22 protein-coding genes are annotated in these 20880 nt (G+C 67.6%); 7 read left to right on the top strand and 15 right to left on the bottom strand.

The window, feature by feature from the left end:
• Positions 1-99: 99 nt before the first annotated feature.
• Positions 100-1389, bottom strand: a complete 1290-nt coding sequence (locus HZR14_RS01220; RefSeq protein ID WP_181691040.1) for an amidohydrolase — start codon at positions 1387-1389, stop codon at positions 100-102.
• 143 nt (positions 1390-1532) lie between these two features.
• On the opposite strand from HZR14_RS01220, the gene HZR14_RS01215 reads away from it, so the two are divergent.
• Together HZR14_RS01215 and HZR14_RS01210 are read left to right on the top strand one after the other, a co-directional pair.
• Entirely contained in the window at positions 1533-2810 is a 1278-nt protein-coding gene (locus HZR14_RS01215) for a hypothetical protein (protein WP_181691039.1), read from the top strand.
• Positions 2811-2947: 137 nt separating this feature from the next.
• Positions 2948-3397 carry a thioesterase family protein gene (locus HZR14_RS01210; RefSeq protein ID WP_181691038.1) on the top strand — a complete coding sequence of 150 codons (450 nt, stop codon included), beginning with the start codon at positions 2948-2950 and terminating at the stop codon, positions 3395-3397.
• A gap of 99 nt (positions 3398-3496) precedes the next feature.
• On the opposite strand, the gene HZR14_RS01205 is transcribed toward HZR14_RS01210, so the two are convergent.
• The 3 genes from HZR14_RS01205 to HZR14_RS01195 all read right to left on the bottom strand — a co-directional run bounded on the left by HZR14_RS01205 (position 3497) and on the right by HZR14_RS01195 (position 5305).
• Positions 3497-4177, bottom strand: coding sequence for a DJ-1/PfpI family protein (locus HZR14_RS01205; protein WP_181691037.1), 681 nt, complete (start codon positions 4175-4177; stop codon positions 3497-3499).
• A 134-nt stretch (positions 4178-4311) separates the two neighbouring features.
• Positions 4312-4497, bottom strand: a complete 186-nt coding sequence (locus HZR14_RS01200; RefSeq protein WP_181691036.1) for a hypothetical protein — start codon at positions 4495-4497, stop codon at positions 4312-4314.
• Between the two features lie 28 nt (positions 4498-4525).
• Positions 4526-5305 carry an enoyl-CoA hydratase/isomerase family protein gene (locus HZR14_RS01195; protein WP_181691035.1) on the bottom strand — a complete coding sequence of 260 codons (780 nt, stop codon included), beginning with the start codon at positions 5303-5305 and terminating at the stop codon, positions 4526-4528.
• Between the two features lie 483 nt (positions 5306-5788).
• Between HZR14_RS01195 and HZR14_RS01190 the strand changes: the two genes are divergently transcribed.
• Positions 5789-6748 carry a formyltetrahydrofolate deformylase gene (locus HZR14_RS01190; protein ID WP_181691034.1) on the top strand — a complete coding sequence of 320 codons (960 nt, stop codon included), beginning with the start codon at positions 5789-5791 and terminating at the stop codon, positions 6746-6748.
• Between the two features lie 87 nt (positions 6749-6835).
• Here HZR14_RS01190 and HZR14_RS01185 read toward each other — a convergent pair whose 3' ends face one another.
• The 3 genes from HZR14_RS01185 to HZR14_RS01175 all read right to left on the bottom strand — a co-directional run bounded on the left by HZR14_RS01185 (position 6836) and on the right by HZR14_RS01175 (position 9023).
• A complete protein-coding gene (locus HZR14_RS01185; RefSeq protein WP_181691033.1) occupies positions 6836-7009 on the bottom strand; it encodes a hypothetical protein in 174 nt (57 codons plus the stop codon).
• Between the two features lie 86 nt (positions 7010-7095).
• Positions 7096-7512: an iron-sulfur cluster assembly scaffold protein gene (locus HZR14_RS01180; protein ID WP_181691032.1), complete on the bottom strand. Its 417-nt coding sequence runs from the start codon at positions 7510-7512 to the stop codon at positions 7096-7098.
• Positions 7513-7781: 269 nt separating this feature from the next.
• Positions 7782-9023 carry an aminotransferase class V-fold PLP-dependent enzyme gene (locus tag HZR14_RS01175; RefSeq protein ID WP_181691031.1) on the bottom strand — a complete coding sequence of 414 codons (1242 nt, stop codon included), beginning with the start codon at positions 9021-9023 and terminating at the stop codon, positions 7782-7784.
• On the opposite strand from HZR14_RS01175, the gene HZR14_RS14545 reads away from it, so the two are divergent.
• Entirely contained in the window at positions 9016-9333 is a 318-nt protein-coding gene (locus HZR14_RS14545) for an ATP-binding protein (RefSeq protein WP_220132391.1), read from the top strand. The two genes, HZR14_RS01175 and HZR14_RS14545, sit on opposite strands and share 8 nt — an antisense overlap.
• Before the next feature lie 26 nt (positions 9334-9359).
• On the opposite strand, the gene HZR14_RS01165 is transcribed toward HZR14_RS14545, so the two are convergent.
• The 4 genes from HZR14_RS01165 to HZR14_RS01150 all read right to left on the bottom strand — a co-directional run bounded on the left by HZR14_RS01165 (position 9360) and on the right by HZR14_RS01150 (position 12551).
• Positions 9360-10421 carry a hypothetical protein gene (locus tag HZR14_RS01165; protein ID WP_181691029.1) on the bottom strand — a complete coding sequence of 354 codons (1062 nt, stop codon included), beginning with the start codon at positions 10419-10421 and terminating at the stop codon, positions 9360-9362.
• A complete protein-coding gene (locus HZR14_RS01160; RefSeq protein WP_181691028.1) occupies positions 10418-11413 on the bottom strand; it encodes a S49 family peptidase in 996 nt (331 codons plus the stop codon). Before HZR14_RS01160 ends, HZR14_RS01165 begins: the two co-directional genes overlap by 4 nt.
• 98 nt (positions 11414-11511) lie before the next feature.
• The gene (locus tag HZR14_RS01155; protein ID WP_181691053.1) at positions 11512-11802 is read right to left on the bottom strand and encodes a DUF424 domain-containing protein; all 291 of its coding nucleotides are present in this window, start codon (positions 11800-11802) and stop codon (positions 11512-11514) included.
• Positions 11803-11807: 5 nt separating this feature from the next.
• Positions 11808-12551, bottom strand: coding sequence for a tetratricopeptide repeat protein (locus HZR14_RS01150; protein WP_181691027.1), 744 nt, complete (start codon positions 12549-12551; stop codon positions 11808-11810).
• Between the two features lie 133 nt (positions 12552-12684).
• Here HZR14_RS01150 and HZR14_RS01145 point away from each other — a divergent pair, with 133 nt between their 5' ends.
• The 3 genes from HZR14_RS01145 to HZR14_RS01135 are packed head-to-tail and all read left to right on the top strand — an operon-like array spanning position 12685 to position 13557.
• A complete protein-coding gene (locus HZR14_RS01145; RefSeq protein ID WP_181691026.1) occupies positions 12685-13116 on the top strand; it encodes a hypothetical protein in 432 nt (143 codons plus the stop codon).
• Positions 13117-13141: 25 nt separating this feature from the next.
• Complete coding sequence (locus HZR14_RS01140; RefSeq protein ID WP_181691025.1) at positions 13142-13396, top strand: carotenoid oxygenase family protein; 255 nt, start codon at positions 13142-13144, stop codon at positions 13394-13396.
• Positions 13396-13557: a hypothetical protein gene (locus HZR14_RS01135; RefSeq protein WP_181691024.1), complete on the top strand. Its 162-nt coding sequence runs from the start codon at positions 13396-13398 to the stop codon at positions 13555-13557. The genes HZR14_RS01140 and HZR14_RS01135 overlap by 1 nt, the downstream gene beginning before the upstream one ends.
• Positions 13558-13648: 91 nt before the next feature.
• Here the strand turns inward: HZR14_RS01135 and HZR14_RS14295 are convergent, their stop codons facing one another.
• The 4 genes from HZR14_RS14295 to nasA (HZR14_RS01120) all read right to left on the bottom strand — a co-directional run bounded on the left by HZR14_RS14295 (position 13649) and on the right by nasA (HZR14_RS01120) (position 20201).
• Entirely contained in the window at positions 13649-13777 is a 129-nt protein-coding gene (locus tag HZR14_RS14295; RefSeq protein WP_255479131.1) for a hypothetical protein, read from the bottom strand.
• A gap of 162 nt (positions 13778-13939) precedes the next feature.
• On the bottom strand, positions 13940-15310 hold the full coding sequence (locus tag HZR14_RS01130; RefSeq protein ID WP_370464937.1) for an MFS transporter: 1371 nt from the start codon (positions 15308-15310) through the stop codon (positions 13940-13942).
• A 577-nt stretch (positions 15311-15887) separates the two neighbouring features.
• Positions 15888-17996 (bottom strand): assimilatory nitrate reductase NasA, encoded by a 2109-nt coding sequence (gene nasA, locus HZR14_RS01125; protein ID WP_181691023.1) that lies wholly within the window; start codon positions 17994-17996, stop codon positions 15888-15890.
• Between the two features lie 87 nt (positions 17997-18083).
• Positions 18084-20201: an assimilatory nitrate reductase NasA gene (nasA, locus tag HZR14_RS01120; protein ID WP_181691022.1), complete on the bottom strand. Its 2118-nt coding sequence runs from the start codon at positions 20199-20201 to the stop codon at positions 18084-18086.
• Positions 20202-20880: the final 679 nt, after the last annotated feature.

Genomic DNA, 20880 nt, shown 5'->3' with positions numbered 1-20880 from the left:
GATGGAGCGATACGACCTCCTGCTCGACGTCATGCTCCGGGCGCCGTTTCTCACCGCCAAGTACGCCATGCCGCACATCCGGGCGACCGAGGACGGTACTCATTGGGCCCGCTCGATCAGCGACGTGGCGCGCCGTTCGGCCGCACGTTTGACAGCGGCCTCATCGAGGGTCACCACGTCCCGGTCGCGGACGACGACCTCGCCGTCGACGACGGTATGTCGGACGTCGGAGCCCCGGACGGCGTAGGCGAGGTGGCTGAGGAGGTCGTGTGCCGGCGTGAGGTGCGGCCCGTCGAGGTCGACGACGGCGAGGTCGGCGAGGGCTCCGGGGGCGATCCGCCCCGAATCGAACCCGAGCAGTTCGGCCCCGCCGTCGGTCGCCGCCCGGACGACGTCGGGCGCGGCGACCGCCGCCGCGTCGCCGGTTTCGAGTTTGCCGACCATCGCGGCATCGCGAAGTTCGTCGAAGACGTCGAGGTCGTTGTTCGAGGCCGCGCCGTCGGTTCCGATCCCGACGGGTACGCCCGCCTCGAGCATCGCCTCGACGGGAGCGATCCCGCTCGCGAGTTTCATGTTCGAGGCGGGACAGTGGGCGACGCCGACGCCCCGGTCGGCGAGCAGTTCGATTTCGGCCCCGTCGGTGTGGACGCCGTGAGCGATGAAATCGCCCGGTTCGAGCATGCCGAGGTCGTCGGCGTACTCCAGGGGGCGAACGCCGTGTTCGTCGACGATCGGATCGACCTCGTCGCGGGTCTCGTTGGCGTGATAGTGCAACGGGATCCCTGCATCCCGCGCCCTGGGGACGTACTCTTCGAGCAGAGCGGCGTCGACAGTCGTCAGCGAGTGGGGCATCAACGCGGTTTCGATCCGGCCGCCGGCCACGCCGTCGAGTTCGCGGGCGACCGCGAGCCCCTCCTCGAAGTCCGCCCGCGCGTCGGCCTCGTCCTTGCCGACGGTGACGATCCCGTGGCCGACCCGGGCGCGGAGTCCGGCCTCCGCGAGGGCGGCGGCGGCTTCGGGGACCTCGAAGTACATATCCCCGAGCGTCGTGACGCCGTTCTTCAGGAGTTCGACGGCACCGAGACGGGTTCCGGCGACGATGTCCTCGGTTTCGAGGGCGGCCTCGGTCGGCCAGACGTCCTCTCGAAGCCACGCGTCGAGCGGTTTGTCGTCCGCATAGCCGCGCAACAGGGTCATGGCGGCGTGACAGTGGGCGTTGACGAGGCCGGGGATGACGAGCCCGCCCGCGGCATCGAGGGTCCACTCGCCGCGTGCGGTCGCGCCCACCTCCAGGATACGCCCCGTCTCGCGGTCGGCGAGGACGTCCGCCTCCCGGACAGTCATATCCGGCCGGAGGACCTGCCCGCCGACGATCTGTAGCGTGCTCATGTCGCCGTGTTCGGATCGGGTCGGGTTGAAACTGCCGGGACGGGAGCGTAGCGAGGCGACACGGGCGAGACGGTGGTGCGGCCGGGCGGTCCGGAGCCGATCGCCCGCCGAAGTTTCTTGTCCACGCCACCCGAGAACGGGCCATGGCCACGACGGCGTCACTCTCCGAGCCTCGCGTTCTGGCCCACGCCAAACGCCGCCTGTTTCCGGAGTCCAAGGGGGTTGATACGGACACCTACGCCGTCTGTGACACCCAGTTCGCGACCGAGGAGTGGCTCTCCGGACGGCGGGTCCCGGCGGAGGTCCGCGATCGGCTCGCACCCTTCAACCACGTCCGGGTCGGTTCGGGCTATCCGGACCTCGTGGGGGCCGGCCATCCGGACGGAGAGCTCCTCGCCGTCGAGCGTCTCGGGGATCGGCCCCCGCTCGTCGTCGTCGAGGCGAAGGGGTACACCGAGGCGGGCGGCGTCGACGTCGAACGCGGGATCGTCCAGGCGTACGACCGGCTCAACGGGGCCAACGCCGCCTACGTTGCGGCCCCGGCGGCGGCGGTCTCACAGTCGGCGCGGACGCTCGCGAACGAACTCAACGTCGGCGTACTGGGCGTCGCCGACGATGGTACCGTCGACCCGCTCGAAACCCCCCGCCTCGTCGGCCACCGGAGCGACGACGACGCGACCGCGATCCGGTTCCAGGCGAGCGCCCAGGGCGTCACGGACGATTCCTTCGGGCTCAACCACCCGAAGAACTACCTCGCGTATCCGATCGCGCTCGCACACGCCGGCGGGACGGAGGCGGCGATGCGAGACCACGTCGTCGGAGCCATCGACGACGCCCGCCGGGGGGCGGCCGCACTGGGGTTGATCGAGGTCCGACCCCATCGGACCGACCTCGCGCCGCTGGGAGAGGAGGTGGTCCGGTTCGCGCTGTCGCGGTACGGATCGACCGGCTCCGCGCTCTCCGCCGTCGAGGGCTTTCGGCGCTCCCGAAAGCGGTTCTGCGAACTCGCTCCGGCGTGGGGACAGCTGACCAGACGCGTCGTCTGGGCGTACCCGGCGACCAAACTGCTCGTCGAGGAACTACAGACGATGGCCGACGACGGGATCGGATCACCCTCGCTCGTCGAGTTCGTCGAGTGGCTCTTCGTCCACCATCCGACGTTCACCGTCGAGTTGTTCGTCCGGGGGACGACCGACGCCCGAAGCCGGGTGCTCGACGGGGCGGGCGAACTCCGAGCCGACGCGCTCGGGGACGGAAACGTCTATCACGCCCCGACGGTTTTCCAACTGAAGGCGATGCTGTATCACGCCGGGATCGTGACCGAGCGGGGTGCGGAGCCGAACCGGCTCGATCCGACGGCGGACCGGTGGGCGCTTCGGGAGCCGGTGTCGGCCGTCCGGGGCGATCCGGCGGATGGGTAGCCGGCGGATGGGTAGCCGGCGGCGGATGGGTAGCCGGCGGCGGATGGGTAGCCGGCGGCGGATGGGTAGCCGGCGGCGGATGGGTAGCCGGCGACTCGACCGCCCGGCTTTTTGTGTTCTCGCCCGTGTCGGCCGTCATGGAGGAGGAACTCCCGGAGCCGGGACTCACTGCCGAGCGGACCGTCCGGGTCGAGCCGCGACACGCGACCGTCCTCTTCGGCGAACAGGACGAGCCGCCCGGGTTGCCCGCCGCGACGGATGCGGCCGACGGCGAGGCGGTTTCGGTGTTGGGGACGCCGCAGTTGCTCGCCGAGGTCGAGTTCCTCGGACGCGAGTCGCTGCGTGGACACCTGCCGGCGGGGACCGGTGTCGTCGGTATCGACGCCGAGGTGACCCACCGACGCGCCGTCCCGGTCGGTCAGTCGGTCCGGGTTCGGACCGAGATCGCCGACGTGACGGACCGGACGATCACCGTCGAGGGCGAACTGTCGCGTGCCGACTCGGGTGCCCCGGTCGGTACCGTCCGGAACCGCATGCGCGTAGTGCGACGCGAGGCGTTTTCCGAACGGGTCCGGACGCAAGAGTGACGCCCCGCGCTCGGTGGCGGTCTCGTACTGCCGGCTATCCGTCCGTAACGCCTGTCTCACCCTGGGGTCGCGACTCGCGTGCACCGGGGACAGCCAGTATCAATCGTCGAGGGCGTCGAGGAGCGTGTCGGCGGCGGCCGACGACGAACCGGGACCGCGTGCGGTGATCAGATCGCCGTCGACCGTGACGCTCGTCTCGGCGTCGAGTTCGGCGTCGAAGTTCCCGCCGGCGGCGTTGACCTCGTCTTCGACCCAGTAGGGGAGCTTGCGGCCGCCGAAACAGTCGTTTTCGTCGACGATGCCGTCCTCCCAGGCGTTCGGAAACCCGGTCACGTTGCGGTCCGCCACCAGGAACGAACCGTCCGCCTCGCGGGTGAACGCGAGGATGCCGACGGCGTGACAGACGACGACCGCGAGACCGTCCTCGCCCCCGACGGCGTCGAGCAGGAGCTGGCGGGCGTGTCGGTCCTGGTTGACGTCCCAGACGGTCCCGTGTCCGCCGGGGAAGACAACGGCGTCGTAGTCGGCGGCGTCGGCCCGAGCGAGCGGGATCGGGTCGTTGAGTTCGGGATGGTTCTCGTCGATATCGCAGACCCATTCTGCGAGCCCCTCGCCGACCTCCTCGGGGTCGGCCGAGCGCTCGTCGACGACGGGGGGCGAACCGGTCGGTGTTGCGACCGTCACCACGACGCCGGCGTCCTCCAGCGTCGTCAGCGGCTCGACGCACTCTTCGCCCCAGTAGCCCTCCTCGCTCACGACAAACAGCGCTGTTGTCGACATGTGAGCGGACGTTCGCCGGCGACCCTGAAAAAGCACCGGGCGGCGGCAGGAACGGGATCGAAGCGTGGGAGGTGTTTGTACGGCGGCGGTCGGAGCGCGGGAGACCGTCAGGCACCGACGGCGGCCGCCATCGCTCACGTCGACTGTGCTTTCCCCTCGGAATCGCCGGCGAAGATCGACTGTAGGAGAAACACGACACCAAGTATCATCATCGGGACACCGATCATCGCGCCGACGATCGTGATGGTAAACACCGCGCCGACGGCGACGAGTGCAGCGCCTCTACCGATGAGCCGCTTGCGCTCGGTAAATTCGACCATACGTGTGTTGTACGCCACGGGAGTCAAATCACTTCGTGTTCCGTCGCCCGGCGAAGTCCGGCTCGCGGTCCTCTAAGAACGCTTTCGCGCCTTCGCGGGCGTCATCGCCGGCATAGAGGTGTCCGAGCCCCGTTCGCATCCCGACGCGCTCGCCCGCCGAGCGAAGCGGGGCACCGAGCCACGCTTTCGTCGTCGCCAGCGCCTCCGGTGCGGACTGTTCGAACGCCGCGACGGTTTCGGCGACGATTGCCTCGAGGTTGGCCTCGGGGACTGCCCGAGCGAACAGCCCCCACTCGACGGCGCGTTCGGCGGAGATCTCCCGGCCGACCAACGCGAGCTGTGACGCGCGCTGTCGGCCCACGAGTAACGTGAGCCGTTTCGCCGCATACAACGGGATCGCCCCGATCTGTGTCTCCGGAAGCGCGAACGTTGTCCCCGTCGGGACGATCGTGACGTCCGCCGCCATCAGGAGTTCGAAGCCGCCGCCGTACGCCGAGCCGTTGGCCCACCCGACGACGGGGACGGGTGAGCGCTCGATGGCGTCGAAGCAGTCGGCGAGCGTGTCCGCCAGCGCCCTGGCGTCGCGGTCGTCCTCGATATCGGCCAGCGACCTGATGTCGTCGCCCGAACAGAAGAGTTCCCCCTCGCCGGTGAGGACGACCGCTCGGGCTCCGTCCTCGTCCGCCCGGCGGATGCCGTCGGTAACGGCACGCCACATCTCCGGGGTCATGGCGTTGTAGCGATCGGGGCGTTCGAGCCGGATCGTACTCACCGCGTCGTCGAAGACGTAGCTGACGTTGTCGGTCATGCGGCCGAACGTGCGTCAGCGATCTACAAATAATACTGGTGGACGAAATCAAATGAAACCGACTCACGAGTGATCCGCCGTTCGCTCCGTCGAACGGCGTGATCCTCGTGCGTCGTGTGTACATTCTTTTGTCCGTCAGTATCAGCAAGGCGAGTGCCTCGGGGTCGTACGGAAGACGACGTCTTTCGTGATCACGAGAGACGGAGTCTCTCGAACCACTTGACCCCGAGGCGGTTCACATACCGGTGGTGACACCGAACACCGAGTCCCGGCGTGGCCGTCGGTGGTGCCACCGAACACCGAGTCCTGGCGTGGTCGTCAGCCGTTGTCACGCCGTCGAGGCCACGCGTCGCCCGCCGTGTCGGTGCCGAGCGGTTCGCCCCACGGGGGAGGGGGTCGTCGCTTTTTCGAGTCGCTTTTCATAACCCGCCCCCCAGACGGTAGTATGACTTCGTCCGTCCCGACGCCGCGGAGGTGGCTGCCGTGAGCCGAGAGTACACCGAGATCACCGTCATTGGCGAGGACGACACCGGCCTCATCGCCCGCGTCACGACGCTGCTTTTCGAGCGGGACATCAACATCGAGGACCTCGACCAGGCCGTCCGGGATCAGCTCTTTCGGATGACGATGACCGTCGACACCGACGGGATGAGCTGTACGCGCGAGGAGCTTCGCGAGGCGCTCTCGGAGCTCGGCGACGACCTCGGCGTCGACATCCAGGTCCGGTTCCCCGCCGACCGCGAGACGCGGACGATCGCCGTCCTCGTCACCAAGGAATCACACTGTCTCGAGGCGCTGTTCGAGGCGTGGGCCGACGGGAAACTCGGGGCCGATATCAGCGTCATCATCGGCAATCACGACGACCTCGAGCCGCTGGCCGACCACTACGGCGTCGATTTCCACGACGTCGGCGACGAGAAGGGCTCCCCCGACGAGGAACGGCTGCTCGAACTCCTCGACGAGTACGACACTGATTTGATCGTGTTGGCCCGCTACATGCGGATCTTGAGCCCCAACGTCGTCTTCCGCTATGAGGATCGGATCATCAACATCCATCCCTCGCTTTTGCCCTCGTTCCCCGGCGCGGAGGCCTACCGGCAGGCCAGAGACGAGGGGGTCCGGATCGCGGGCGTGACGGCCCACTACGTGACGACCGACCTCGATCAGGGGCCGATCATTACCCAACGGGCGTTCAACGTGCCGCCCGGAGCTGACGTCGAGGAGATCGAGCACCGCGGCCAGCCGCTGGAGGCGGAGGCGCTCCTGGAAGCCGTTCGACTCCACCTCGATACGGCCGTCTCGGTGTATCACGGTCGGACGGAACTGCGCGGCGACGCGGACGCCGACCGCTACCGCTTCGGGCTGTCCGACGCCGTCGAGGAAACCCTCCCCGACCGCCCCGTCGACGGGCTCGGCGAGGCCGTCTCCGGACACGAGGGCTAAGCACGCGAGGGCAGAGGACGCAAGGGCTAAGCACGCGAGGGCAGAGGACGCAAGGGCTAAGCACGCGAGGGCAGAGGACGCAACGACCTAGCGGAGCTCCCGCAGCGAGCACACCGTATCAGAAATGAGCCACCTGTCCTCGTCGTCCGGGTCCTCGATACAGAGCGCATAGAACGAATCGCGGCCGTCGTCGACGGAGACGTGGTAGCCACTGCTCGTCAGTGAGTCGTCCCGCCGAGGTGCGTGTGCCGATCTGGTCACGGGACGTGTACGCTCCCGAGACGCATGAACCGCCTGGTTTCGACGGGAGCGCTCCGGACCGATAGAACCGTCGGCCCGAAGCCGGGTCACTCGGTGGTCGTCTCTACGGGGTCGGCCTCGCCCTTGTGGATGGCGATCGCGTCCTGTGCTACCTTCTCCGCGAGGACCGCACACTTGATCCGCATCGGGCTGAGTTCGACGCCGAGCATGTCGGCGACGTCGTCTCGATCCATCGCTTCGACCGTTTCGAGTGATTTCCCGTGGAGCTCCCCCGAGAGCATGCTCGCCGAAGCCTGGCTGATCGCACAGCCGTCGCCGACGAAACGCACGCGCTCTATGGTGTCGCCGTCGTCGGCCAGCTCGACGAACATCTTGATGGTGTCCCCACACATCGGATTCTCCCCGACGTGTTCGATGTCCGGATCCTCGAGTTCCCCGTAGTTACGGGGGTTTTTGTAGTGGTCGAGGATCTGCTGTCTGTACATATCGGATCCAAGTCCCATTGTTGTCCGAATGAAGGGGTGTGAAACGCAAAAGCCCACCGGTCACGGGGGTGTGAGACACGACGGACCGCCGTTGGCTGGTCTCGGCGAGCGCCGGCCCGCCACGGATTGAGACCCGGCGAACGCCGCCACGGATTGAGACCCGGCGACGCTGGCATGAACCGCCGGACTGGGGCGTCGATACCGCCGGACTGGGGCGTCTGCCGGACTGAAACCACCTTCCGTCGGGCAGAGCAGCCGTTCCGCCCGACGGTACACGACGACCCCCCTCAGGCAAACAGCTGGCGCGCGTCGTCGACCGCCTCGACGAGCCTGTCGACTTCCGCCCTCGTGTTGTAGACGTAAAAGGAGGCCCGAGCCGAGGCCGCGGTGCCGAGGACGTCGTGGAGTGGCTGTGTACAGTGATCGCCGGCGCGGATCGCCACCGCGCTGTCATTGAGAATGCTCGAGAGGTCGTGGGCGTGGACGCCGTCGAGGTTGAACGCGACCAAGCCGCCGCGGTCGTCGGCGGGCGGACCGTATACCTCGACGTCCGCGTGCTCGCGCAGTCGGTCGTAGGCGTAGGCCGCGAGGTCGGCCTCGTGGCGCTCGATCCGTTCCATGCCGATGTCGTCGAGGTAATCGCAGGCCTCGGCGAGGGCGATCCCCTGACAGATGACGGGCGTGCCGGCCTCGTACTTCCAGGGGAGTTCGTTCCACTTCGAGTCCTCGAAGGTGACCTTCAGGATCATCTCGCCGCCGTAGAGGTACGGCTCCATTTCCTCCAGGATGTGCTGTTTCCCGTAGAGGACGCCGATCCCGGTCGGACCGGCCATCTTGTGCCCCGAAAAGGCGAGGAAGTCGGCGTCGATCGCCTCGACGTCGACCGGGCGGTTCGGCACCGACTGAGCGCCGTCGACGAACACGTAGGCGTCGTGGTCGTGGGCGATGTCGGCCAGTTCGGAGACGGGGTTGATCGTCCCGAGCGTGTTCGAGACGTGGACGACGGACACCATCGCGGTGTCGTCGGTGATCAACTCGCGGGCCGCCTCCATGTCGAGGCGACCCTCGTCGGTGATGGGAACGTACTTGCACTCCGCGCCCGTCCGCTTTGCGATCTGTTGCCAGGTGACGAGCGAGGCGTGATGTTCCATCTCGGTCAACACGACCTCGTCGCCGGGACCGAGTTCGTTGAGCCCCCACGCGTAGGCGACGAGGTTCATCGACTCGGTGGTGTTCTTCGTGAAGACGATCTCCTCCCGGCCGCCGGAGGCACCGATGAACTCCGCGACACGGTCGTGGGCCTCCTCGTAGGCGACCGAGGCCTCCTGGCTCAGCTGGTGGATTCCCCGGTGGACGTTGGCGTTGTACGTGCGGTAGTAGTCGGTGATCGTCTCGACGACCGGCTCGGGCGTGTGGGTCGTGGCCGCGTTGTCGAGATAGACGAGTTGTGTGCCGTCGAACTCCCGTTCGAGGATCGGGAAGTCCTCTCGAATCCGCTCGACATCGAGCGTTTCGGCCTGTTTGCTCATTGACGCCCGTTGGGATCGAAGGCTGGTTACTCCTTCGGTCGGGGAGAGACACGACGGCCCCGGTATCGACTCCGACGACCGCGAGCGGATCTTCGACGTCGGCTACACCGACCACGAGGACGGCACCGGTTTCGGCCTTCCGATCGTCAGACGGATCGCGGACGCACACGGGTGGTCGATCCGGCTGACCGAGGGCTCCGCGGGCGGTGCACGGTTCGAGATCCGCCCCGACGGAGCCGAAGGCCGCTCCGATGGAGACGAAACGACAGGCGGGGACGAAACGACGGACGGCCCCGGAGCGTCGTTATAGGCGGCGATTGGCTGCCTGCAGTGCCATCAGGACGCCGTATCCGGGCCGTCAGTCGGGTCCGCGTCGGACGACGTCTGCGTCGATTCCGAACCGACAGGCGGTCTGGCCCCGCCGTTTCCGGACGTCACCAGCGCGTCGGCCAAGTTTCCGATCAGCACGTCGTTGTCGGCCCGCTGTGCGTTCTCCGGGGAGAGGAAGTCGGCGTCGCCGATCTTGATGACGCCGCCGTTTTCCACCAGCAGGGGCGCGTCGGTCGGCGCACGGCTCGTCGAGAGTTGGCTGCCGTCGATCGGTCGGAACGCCTCCTCGCCGCCCGCGGCCCCGACCGGCGTTGCCGTCGGGAAGACGGCCCGGTCGACACCGTCGGTGAGCGCCGAATCGCCGGCCGGTTCGGCGTACACCCGCTGGTAGTTCAGGTCGTTTTCGGCCAGATTGTAGACGTAACCCGGCTCGGTCGAGACGCCGAGGGTCGAATCGAACGCGGCGGCCCCGGGCTGATCGAACGCCTCGTCGGGGTCCGTCATCGAGACGACCGTCCCGCCACCGTCGACGAACGACTCGATGGCCTCGCGCTCGGCCGCGGAATACTCCGAGTCGAACGTGACGAAGGCGTCCGCCTCCTCGAGTTCGGAGTCGAGCGGTATCTGGGTGCCCTCGGCCCCGTTCTGGTTGGGGGCCGGCCGTGTTGCGCCCGGCCGCGGCGCGGTCGGCTGGCCGGCCGGCGGCGTGTGTACGCGGACCTCGTGACCGTTCTCGATCAGGGCGTTCGCGAGCGGCCGGATGTCGCGGTCTGCGACGTCGGGGCCGCCGAGGCCGAGCAGCGCGAGCGGATTGGCGGGGACGGTGCCGGCGGTCTCGATGCCGGGGTCGACGAGAACGGTTCGGGGCGGCTGGGTGCTCGACATCGTCACGTCGGCCTCACCCGGCGTCCGGTCGTGGGTCAGGTTCTCGTCGGTGAAGTGTTCGTTCTCGATCTCGGGGGCCGGCGCAGCGCCGTCGGTGGCGACGAAGCCGGCGACCGTCGCCGCGAGGACGATCACCGCGAACGTCGCGACGAAGGCGGTCGCAAGCCGTTCGGCGTGGTTCACGCGCCGACACCTCCCGAGGCGGGGGCGGTATCACTCGTCGTGTTCGGATCGGCGGTTCCGGCGGTTCCGGCCTCCCCGTCCACCGGGAGCGATCCCTCGGAGAACCGCTCGACGGTGTCGATGTGGGGGACCGACTCCAGGTGGACGTAGGCGACCCCCATCGGTTCGACGTCGCCGTAGCCGGGGTCGTTCGAGTAGACCGCAAAGACCTGCTCGTCGGTCCGGATCAAGAAGGGAATCCCGCCGTCGGGGCCAGTTTCACGGGTATCGACGCTGTACGATTCGAGTCCCGCTCTCGTTGCGGCCTCGTGGACCGCCTCGGTGAGCGAGCCGATCTCGTCCGCGAACCCGTTCTGGACCGCCTCGGTGCCGAGATAGACGTCGGCGTGGGCGACCTCCTCGCGGGACAGTTCGAACCTGTCGCCGCGTTCGGCCATCATCGCGTTGATGAACGTATCGGCGAGCGTCTGCTGTCTCGCCCATCCCTCGATCTCGTTGCCGCCGGCTTTGTCGGGGCCGCTCGGCCCCTCGACGGGCGGCGACGTCTGTGGTGCCCGGGCGTTCAGCCCGATGCTCCCGACGATCGACGTCGGCAGCACGTAGATGTCGTCGGCGGGTGCCATCGCGTAGTAGCCGCCGGAGGCGCTGATCTCCTGGACGGCCGCGAGGACCGGCATCTGCTCGCTCGTTCGCTGGACGGCTTTGTACATCCGTTCGGAGGCGACGGGTGCGCCGCCGCCCGTGTCGATCTTGAGGACGACGGCCTCGACGGAGCCGTTGTCGCGTATCTCGGCGAGTTCGTTCTCGACGTCGTCCGCGAGGGCCGTGTTGACCGGCCCCTCGATTTCGACGACGGCGACCGTTCCGCTCGGTTCGTTCGCGTTCGCATAGACGATCGGAGCGAACACGGCTCCGATCAGCGCGGCGGCGACCACGACCACGGCGAGTTGGTGCCGCGGCGTGAGAGGGCTGTCGAATCGGTTGGAAGACATTTCCAGGCGTGGCTATGTGTCACAGCCCTTAATAACAGGGGGATCGCGGCGGGGCGGGCGAACGACTCGGACGGGTCCGTACCCGGTCGCGGCGGGCGTCACATCCGGAGGTACTGCGCGTGTAAAGTCCCATCGAGTTCGAGGACGTTCGCCTCGTCGATGAAGCCGGCCTCGATCGCCGTCTCGACGGTCTCGGTCCCGACGAGGTTCGCGACCGACGCCTCGGCGAGACGGGAAGCGACCTCCGCTTCGGTCGCCTCGTCACCGTCATAAAAGTCCGGATCGACCGTCAACGAGAGTTCGCCGTCCTCGAAGGTGTCTCCGAGGACGTCGGCGTCACAGACGGAGAGCAACAGCCCCTCCGGGGTCGAGCGCTCGCGGAGGAGCATCGCCGTCATCGCTCCCGGTCTTCGACGAGTTTCTCCTCGGCCGCCCCACGGAGCTCCTCCGCCTCCTCGGCGAGTTCCTCCGCGCGTTCGTCCTCGCCGAGTTCCTCCAGGGCGCGGGCTTTCTCCTCGAGGACGTCGGCGTTACGGTAGCCGAGCCGGACCGCGTTGTCGAAACAGGAAACGGCGTCCTCGGCGAGCCCCTGTTCGAGCAAGAAGAAGCCGCGGTTGTACCATCCCTGCGGAAAGCGGGGATCGAGTTCGACCGCCCGTTCGGCGTGTTCGAGCGCCTGTTCGCTCTGGCCGGCGTTCCACAGCGCGTACGCGAGGTTCGTCTCCGCGCTCGCGGCGTGTTCGGAGTCGCTGTCGATCCGCAACGCCTCCCGGTAGGCGTCGATCGCCGCCTGGAACTCCTCCATCTCGGCGTGGGCCGCCCCCTTGTTGGTCCAGGCCTCCTGTCGGATGCCGTCGTCATCGGCGAACTGCGCGGCCCGTTCTAGGGCATCGGTCGCCTGCTCGAAGCGCTTGATCCGCATGTACTCGATACCGACGTCGAGTAGCTCCTCGGCGTCGACCGCCTCGGTCGGGATCTGGCGGCGATCGAGCGTGTCCGCGACGACGCGGGAGTCGACCGGGTCGACCATCCCCGGATCGACGTCGAGCTCCGGGGGGTCGAGGTCGAACCCGTCGTAGGGGTCCTCGAACCCCTGTCCCTCGGAGAACTCGTGGTCGGATGGCTCTTCGTCACTCATACCGATCGGTTGGCCGCGAATACGCCTAAGGGTTGCGCTCCGGGCTCCGGCCCACGGCCGAATAGAACACGGAGGCCGAGGGCCGCGACCGCATGGCTTACCCGTCCGCCATTCCAACGGAGACTCACTCGTGATGTCCCCGGGAGAGCCACAGCAGCCGCGGCCGGACGCCGACGACGCCCCGGCGATCCGATGTGAGGCGTGTCGCTCCGCCCTCGACGCCCCCGGACGGGAGGCGGTCGCCTTCCTCCTCTTCGAGGGACTTACCGTCCCCGTCGTCGGCTGTGCGGACCACCTCGAACGGTTCAGAGCCACCTGTGGGTTCGCGACCGAACGGACGGTCGAACTCCTCCAGCATCGTCCGGCCGGCGGCGTCCCGTGCCCGGGATGCCGACTCGCGCCGCACAACCCCCGCCAGCCGGTCGTTCCGATCGACGACGGTGTCGTCGCGGTGCTCGCCTGTTCGACGCACAACACGGAGATCGTAGAGCGGTTCCGGACGGGACGTCGTACCCGCCAACAGCTCACGACCCCGCTGGATCCGCCGGGATCGACCCAGTATTGATACTCGTTCCGTCCCGAACGGGCGTATGGAGGAATCCGCCGGCCCGGGCTTTCGCTCGCTGCGGACGGAGCTCGACGACCACCACCCGAGGGTCGAGGGGTCGATCCCCGAGTGGCTCTCGGGGACGCTCGTCCGCAACGGGCCAGGGCGCTTCGAGGCCGGCGACAGCCGCGTCAACCACTGGTTCGACGGGCTGGCGTTGGTGTTGGGCGCGGTACTGGTCGCGACCGTTCTCACGATCAACGGGATCGTCCTTCGGTTCGGCGGGGGGCGGACCTGATGCAGCGACAACAGCGTCGGGAACGACGGCGGCCACGCGACAACGCCGGCGGCATCGCCCTCTCCGAGGTCCACCACGGGTTCGGGGGGACCGACGTCCTCGAGGACGTCACGCTCACCCTGTGGCCGGGGGAGACCCTCGCGGTGATCGGCCTACTATAGCGTCCCCGACAGGACGGACGCTCCCGGCCGTGGCTTCGGCCCGTTCGCGGGCGGTCTCGACGTCAGCGCGGTCGGAAAAACAGTGTCGTGTTCACGTCTCCTCGGTGTCGCCACAACGGATGCACGTTCCGGCGGGATCGAACTTGCAACCGAGGGTCGCACAGAGCTCGTTCCCGACCGGCGTCTCACCGGCCGCATCGCCGGCGTCACTGTGTACCATACATAGCAATTGGTATCTGTATATAAAAATCCAGCAGTCTCGTCTACGACTCTGGGACGGCCGCTGTGGTGGGTTCTCGGGGGCGAGGGGAGTGGTCGGCCGTCGTTGCCGCTCTCCGGGACGGGGCCGCCCCGGCGCTCGCCGTCGGGACACCGATCCGTATCAGTCGTCGTCCGCACCGACGCCCTCGGCCGTGGTTCTAAACCGGTCGCGGTCGCCGGAGACGAGCCACCCCTCGTCGTTGGCGCGGGCGGCGATCCTCGGCTGAAACGCCCACGCGGTGAGCGCGATGATGGGGATCATCGTTGCCCCGACGACGGCGTAGCCGACGTGGAGGTTCGGCAGGAACGTCGCCGAGAAGACGAGGGGATAGATCGCGCCACCGGAGGAGCCGATTCCGCCCACGATTCCGGCCACCGACCCCGAGTTGTCGGGGAACATCGCCGGCACCTGCGCGAAGATCGCTCCCTCGGCGAACGCACACCCCATCCCGACGAAGAAGCCGGCGACGACGGCGAGATAGACGCTGCCCGACAGCCCAGCCAGGGTCATCACGAACATCGACACCATCACGAACACGAGCGTGGCGAACGTCCACTGGTTTCGGTATTCGCCCTCGAAGTACGGGAGGATATCCCGCTCGGTGCGGGCGACCACGTCGCTGACGTAGCCCCCGATCGGGCGGAGAAGTCCCGCGGCAATCGAGAACGTCGCCGCGAACGTCGCTGCGATCACGACGTCGCCCTGTCCGAACGCCTCCCGGTAGTACGTGCCGAGCCAGCCGTTCATCGCCAGTTCGAGCCCGAACGTCATGACGTACGCGACGGAGAGCACGACGGCCCCGTAGCGGGTGGCGATGAACGTCCACTGGTCCAAACTGACACCGGCCTTGGTCGCCTCGCGTTTGGCCTCGGACCGGGCGGCCCCGCCAAAGACGTAGTAGGTGATCCCGAGCAGGATGGCGACGATGCCCGTATAAAAAAAGGCCGCCCGCCAGTTCGACGACGTGGCCAGAAACGCCGATCCGAAGATCGGGTCGACGTATCCCTCACCGAAGATCCGCGGGAGCGTGAAGTACGCCCCGAGGCCGGCACCGGCGTTGCCGACCCCGGCGAATATTCCCTCGGCGGTCCCGAGGTTCTCCTCGTCGAACCACTCGGCGACGTGCTGGATACCGATCACGAACGTGATACCGGCCAGCGACGCGACGATCCGCGAGGCGGTAAACACCTCGTAGGTCGTCGCGAAGGCGCTGATCACCGCGAAGATCCCGACCAACACGAGGGTGAATCCGCCCGTGACGTCGGCCCCGAATCGGTCGGTCATCGGACCGACGACGATCCGCCCCAGCGGGACGGCGATTATCGCGGCGCTTGCGACGACGCCGAGTTGGGCGACGGAGAGCCCGAACTCCTCGGCGATCTCGCCAGTGAAGGGGGCGAACGAGAACCAGATGACGAATCCGAGGTTGAACATCGCCGTCGCGAGCAACAGGTTCCGGTATTTTCCGTACAACAGGTCCGTCGCCTTCACGCTCGGAGCCCTCCCATCCGTCGGTCCCCGATCGTGTAGGGCCCCCCGACGGGGCCGTTTCGTCCGCCCGCTCCCGGTTTATGTCGCCGGAGGGTGGCCCCGGTACTGTCGGCTTGAAACGGCTCCGCGTCGAACGCAGCGGCCGTTCCGTCCGATGAGAACGCCGTTCCGTCCGATGAGAACGCCGTTCTCGGACCGCCCGAGAACTGACGATCCGACCACCGTTCGGGCGGGGTCGGGATCGATCCGTCCGCCGTTCGCGTCCAAAAACTGCCGAATTTGTTTTTCAACACAGATATACCGAATGCACTGTTGTTTAATAAACTAATTGCTTTGTGTATGGCCATAAATAGTACTGAAAGTTGCTTTTTGTCCAAATACTGTATCCAGCGGCGGCGGATTCCCCCTGCCGAGGGGGAAATTCGAATATCGGATTTTTTATCGCGAAACGGTCGAGGGCCGAGGCCCGCCGTCGGCGCGCCGCCGTCCGGGGCCACGCGTCGCTCCGGTATCGTTCGGGAGAGGGCCTCCGGCCGACCCTTCGACGGCGGCGACGTCCGGATCGAGCGCCGCGAAATCAGGGATCAGGGAGGGACTGTGATCGGCCCCCCCGACCGTCGGCTGTCGCCCCGGTCGGCTCCGACGGCGCACACAGACCGACCGCACACTGTTTGAGGTTCGGTTCGGCGGAGTCGGGGTCGGTGGCCGACAGTGTCAGTTCGTTGATGATGGCGTCGTGTATCGGAAGCCAGACGACCCCCGGCGGGACCGTTTCGGTGGGATCGACGTCGACCGCGACGCGTGAGCGGCGGGACTCGATGACGGTTCGCCCGTGGTCGAACGCCGGGAGGTACTCCCCGACGGTCTTGGGATGCATTCGGGCGGTCGGCAGTCCTCTCTCGTGTCCCCCACTGGTTCGGACGCCGGTGTTGTACGCGTCCGGGCGACGGCCGGTCGTCAGGGTGAGGGGGTACGCCCCGTCGGTGGGCTCCGGGACGCTACGAGGGGTGGCGTTCGAGAAGCGTGCCCGGCCCGAGTCGGTCTCGAACGACCACGCCCCGTCGTCGACGTAGCGATAGCCCGCCTCCGCGTCCCCGGTCGGTGCGGGCCACCGGACCGCCAGTTCCGCGTCGAGTCGGTCGTAGGTGACGCCGGAGACGTCCGCCGTCGTGTCGGCGGTCAGCGCACGGATCTCATCGAAGAGCGACTCGGGGGCCACCGGGACCGACCCGAACAGCCCCGGCTCGATGCGATCGGCGACGGCGGCGATGACGTCGACGTCCTGCCAGACGGTGTCGGGTGGGTCACGAGCCGCGGCAACGCGGGAGATCCGTCGTTCCATGTTCATCACCGTCCCCTCGGATTCGCCCCACGTCGCCGCCGGTAACACCACGTCGGCACACGCAAGCGTCTCCGAGTGGAACGCGTCCTGTACGACGAGGAAAGTATCTTCGAGGGCGTCCTCGACGTAGCCGGCGTCGGGCATCCCCGCGACGGGGTTCGTCGCCACCGTCCAGCAGACGTCGACGTTCCCCCGAGCGAGTTCGTCGATGATGCCGACGAATCCGGGGCCCGTGGAGTCGGGCAGGCGGCCGAGCGGGACGTCCCAGGCGTTCGCCACCGTCTTGCGGTGTGCCGTCGAGGTGAACTCGCGGTAACCGGGCCAGGTACCCGTCGAAGCACACACCCGGTTGCCCATCGAGTTGGCCTGTCCGGTCAACGAGAACGGGCCGCTGCCGGGGCCGAGGTTGCCGGTCGCCAGACAGAGGTCGATGAGCGCCCGCGCCGTTGCGGTGCCCTGGACGCTTTGGTTGACGCCCATCCCCCAGTAGACGATCGTCCGGTCCGCGAACGCGGCCGCCAACTCGGTGATCGTCTCCGTCGGGACGTCTGTGACGTCCGCCGGAACGTCGGCGTCCGGGAGCGTGGCAATCATACGGTCGAATCCCGTGGTGTGGTCCTCGACGAACGACCGGTCGACGTTTCCGGACTCGACGGCGCGAGCGAGGACCGCACGGGCGAGTGCGAGGTCGGTTCCCGGATCGGGCCGGACGTGGACGTCGGCGTCGCCGGCGGTCTCCGTCTCGATTGGATCCACGACGACCAGCTGACCGCCCTCCTGAGCCGCGCTCTCGGCGATCCACTCGTACAGGACGGGGTGAGCAACGGCGGGGTTGGCCCCCCACACGACGTGGGTGTCGGCGGCCGGGACGTCGTCGTAGGTCGGCGGCGGCGCGTCGCTGCCGAACGCCTGCCGGTAGGCCTGTACGGCCGAGGCCGTACACAGCGTCGTGTTCGAATCGTAGTACTGCGTCCCGAAGCCGCCGCGGGCGAGTTTGCCCAGCGCGTAGGCCGCCTCGTTCGTCTGTTGGCCGCTCCCCAACACGGCGACGTTGTCGCTACCGTCCCTGAGCGCCTCGACCAGACGCATCGTCACGACCCCGAGGGCGGTATCCCAGTCCGTCGGCCGCAGTTCTCCACCCCGACGGAGCAACGGCTCGTTCAAACGCTCACCGGCCGGATCGACCGTCTCCCGGACGCCACGGGTACACGTGGTTCCGCCGTTCGTCGGGTGACGGTCGTGGGCGTCGATGTCCGCGACACCACGTCCGTCGTCAGTGCCTTCCTGAAGGAACCCACATCCGACGGCACATCTCATGCAGGTGCTCGGTATACGGTCCGCCATTATGCGGCGGATATCCCGTCCGATACGGCGGGTATCCCGTCCGATACGGCGGTTCCAGTTGCGACTCCGTGATATTCTTGCATCTTGTTACTCGTCGCCAGCCGAGGTATCGTCCCCCATCGGGTGGCTGAACCCGTTGTGGGTGATCGGGGCCGACGCCCGTGGTGGACGGACGTCGACCGCACACTGTTTGAAGTTCGGTTCGTCGGATTCGGGATCGACGGCCGGAATGGTAAGCGCGTTGACTGCCGGATGGTGAATCGGGAGCCAGAGCATCCCCGGCGGAACCCCGGTATCGGGCTGGACCGTCACCCCGACCGAGGCCCGTCGAGAGGCGACGACCGTCCGCCCCCGGTCGAGGGCGTCGGCGTACTCGGTGGCCGTCTCGGGGTGGAGCCGCGCGATCGGGGGCTCATCAGCCGCCCCGCCGCGGGTCCGGACGCCGGTGTTGTACGCGTCTGGCTCCCGGCCGGTGGTCAGCGTGAGGGGATACGTCCCATCGGGCGGTTCCGCGAGGCCGCCGTGCGTCGCCGTCGAGAACCGTGCGCGACCGGAGGGCGTCGGGAACGACCACGCCCCGTCGTCGACGTACCGGTAGCCGCCTTGGGTATCGGTGTCGGGGGCCGGCCACCGGACCGCCAGTTCCGCGTCGAGTCGGTCGTAGGAGATCCCCGAGACGTCCGCCGGCGTGTCGGCCGTCAGTCCGCGCAGTTCCTCGAACACCGAGCGGGGATCGAGCGGCGGTCTCTCGAAGAGGTCGGGGGCGGTCTCGGCTCCGATGGCGGCGATGATGTCGATGTCCTGTCTGATCTTCGAGGGGATGTCCGTGGCCGCACGGACCCGAGAGATCGTCCGTTCCATGTTGGTGACGGTGCCCGCTGATTCGCCCCACGTCGCCGCCGGCAGGACGACGTCCGCCAGTTCCGCGGTCTCGGTCCGGAAGGTGTCCTGAACGACGAGGAAGGTGTCCTCGAGCGTCTCCCGGACGTGATCGGCGTCCGGCATCCCCGCGACGGGGTTCGTCGCCACCGTCCAGCACACCTCGACCGGGCCGTCGGCGATCGCGTCGACGATCCCGACCGGGCCGGGGCCGGGGTCCTCGGGCAGTTGATCCACGGGTACGTCCCAAGCCGCCGCCACGGTCTCCCGGTGATCGGGGTCCGTGAACTCGCGGTGGCCGGGCCAGGTGCCCTTCGAGGAACAGAGCCGCGTCCCCATCGAGTTGGCCTGTCCGGTCAACGAGAACGGGCCGCTGCCGGGGCCGAGGTTGCCGGTCGCCAGACAGAGATCGATGAGCGCCCGCGCCGTTGCGGTGCCCTGGACGCTTTGGTTGACGCCCATCCCCCAGTAGATGAGTGTCGGAGCCGAACACGCCGCCGCGACACGCTCGACGGTGTCGACGGGAACGCCGGCTGTCTCGGCGGCCGCCTCGACGGACGGAAGCGCCCCCGTCAGCGCGTCGACCCCCGTCGTCGCCGTGTTTATAAACTCCCGATCGATCGCCCCCGCCCTGAAGAGATGTGCGAGGACCGCCCGAGCGAGCGCGAGGTCGGTTCCCGGATCGGGTTGGACGTGGACGTCGGCATCGTCGACGGTCCGAGTCTCGACCGGGTCGACGACGATGAGTTCGCTGTCGTCGTCGCCCGCGCTCGCCGCGATCCAGCGGTACAGGACGGGGTGGGCGACGGCGGGGTTGGCCCCCCACACGACGTGGGTCCGCGCTTCGGGAACGTCGTCGTAGGTCGGCGGCGGCGCGTCGCTGCCGAACGCCTGATAGTAGGCCGTGACTGCCGAGGCCATACACAGCGTCGTGTTCGCGTCGTAGTATCGCGTCCCGAAGCCGCCGCGGGCGAGTTTGCCCAGCGCGTAGGCCGCCTCGTTCGTCTGTTGGCCGCTCCCCAACACGGCGACGCCGTTCGGGGTGTCGTCGAGCGCCTCGGCGATCCGCGTTTGGACGACGTCGAGGGCGGTGTCCCAGCTACTCGGGAGGAGCTCGCCGTCCTTCCGGACGAGCGGTCGGTTCAGCCACTCCCCGTCGGGGTTGGCGGTTTCGTTGACGCCACGCTGGCACGCCAGCCCCCGGGAGACCGGGTGGTTCGCGTCGCCGCGCACCGAGTCGAGCCCGTGGCCGCTGTCCGCACCCCGCTGGAGGTGACCGCACCCGACCGCACATCGCATGCACGTCGTCGGCGTCCACTCACTCATCAGGTCCCCCCGTCCGGCCCGACGTCTCCGATCGGATCGACGCTACCGCCCGACGTTTTCGGAGGCCCCAGGGACGGGGGCGGGTCAGTAGTGTCGCCGTCGGGCCACGCCGGTGGGGTACCTCGGGGACAAGCCTCTGGGTACTCGGCCTGTCCCGCCTGTAGGTGTGATATCGCATTGTACAGTATGTTCCAGATATTAGTTCAGTAATTAGTCGTATAATCGTTTCGATACGAGGTGTTTTCGCATATATCACTAAAGATCAGTAGTTAATAGAGACAAAAGTAAAAGTTGTAAAACAAAGGGTGGTAACGGCTGGCGAGCGCGCCCACCCGTCCGCGTACTCGGCGCCTCCGACGTGGTCGGCACGGGCGGCGGTACGCTCGACGTCGCAGAGAACGAACATCCGACGTCGCAGAGAACGAACATCCGACGTCGGCGGAAGCTGTCTTCGCGGAAATAACTCCGCGCCGATGGCGTCGTTGGGGTGTACAGTTTTCCGCGGCTATTCGACGCGAATAAAATTTCTATCTCGAAGGGGCGAAAAATACTCGCGTTTGCGGAGCCGAGTTCCCGGACGTTCGGATCCGGCCACTAGTTATTTATTTATTAAAACGCAAACTATTTTATGATATCCTGCTAAGATAAACCCGTGTTAACCAATCAATCGACAAAATAT

Source organism: Natronomonas salinimetallica (assembly GCF_013839515.1).
In the GTDB taxonomy this organism is placed as follows: Archaea; Halobacteriota; Halobacteria; order Halobacteriales; family Haloarculaceae; genus Natronomonas.
This window is presented reverse-complemented; position numbering and strand designations above follow the sequence as displayed.

Coding starts and splice junctions, on each gene's coding strand:
- HZR14_RS01220 (WP_181691040.1), bottom strand. CDS start 1,389: ATGAGCACGCTACAGATCGTCGGCGGGCAGGTCCTCCGGCCGGATATG.
- HZR14_RS01215 (WP_181691039.1), top strand. CDS start 1,533: ATGGCCACGACGGCGTCACTCTCCGAGCCTCGCGTTCTGGCCCACGCC.
- HZR14_RS01210 (WP_181691038.1), top strand. CDS start 2,948: ATGGAGGAGGAACTCCCGGAGCCGGGACTCACTGCCGAGCGGACCGTC.
- HZR14_RS01205 (WP_181691037.1), bottom strand. CDS start 4,177: ATGTCGACAACAGCGCTGTTTGTCGTGAGCGAGGAGGGCTACTGGGGC.
- HZR14_RS01200 (WP_181691036.1), bottom strand. CDS start 4,497: ATGGTCGAATTTACCGAGCGCAAGCGGCTCATCGGTAGAGGCGCTGCA.
- HZR14_RS01195 (WP_181691035.1), bottom strand. CDS start 5,305: ATGACCGACAACGTCAGCTACGTCTTCGACGACGCGGTGAGTACGATC.
- HZR14_RS01180 (WP_181691032.1), bottom strand. CDS start 7,512: ATGGGACTTGGATCCGATATGTACAGACAGCAGATCCTCGACCACTAC.
- HZR14_RS01175 (WP_181691031.1), bottom strand. CDS start 9,023: ATGAGCAAACAGGCCGAAACGCTCGATGTCGAGCGGATTCGAGAGGAC.
- HZR14_RS01160 (WP_181691028.1), bottom strand. CDS start 11,413: ATGTCTTCCAACCGATTCGACAGCCCTCTCACGCCGCGGCACCAACTC.
- HZR14_RS01155 (WP_181691053.1), bottom strand. CDS start 11,802: ATGCTCCTCCGCGAGCGCTCGACCCCGGAGGGGCTGTTGCTCTCCGTC.
- HZR14_RS01150 (WP_181691027.1), bottom strand. CDS start 12,551: ATGAGTGACGAAGAGCCATCCGACCACGAGTTCTCCGAGGGACAGGGG.
- HZR14_RS01145 (WP_181691026.1), top strand. CDS start 12,685: ATGTCCCCGGGAGAGCCACAGCAGCCGCGGCCGGACGCCGACGACGCC.
- HZR14_RS01140 (WP_181691025.1), top strand. CDS start 13,142: ATGGAGGAATCCGCCGGCCCGGGCTTTCGCTCGCTGCGGACGGAGCTC.
- HZR14_RS01135 (WP_181691024.1), top strand. CDS start 13,396: ATGCAGCGACAACAGCGTCGGGAACGACGGCGGCCACGCGACAACGCC.
- HZR14_RS14295 (WP_255479131.1), bottom strand. CDS start 13,777: ATGGTACACAGTGACGCCGGCGATGCGGCCGGTGAGACGCCGGTCGGG.
- nasA (WP_181691023.1), bottom strand. CDS start 17,996: ATGGCGGACCGTATACCGAGCACCTGCATGAGATGTGCCGTCGGATGT.
- nasA (WP_181691022.1), bottom strand. CDS start 20,201: ATGAGTGAGTGGACGCCGACGACGTGCATGCGATGTGCGGTCGGGTGC.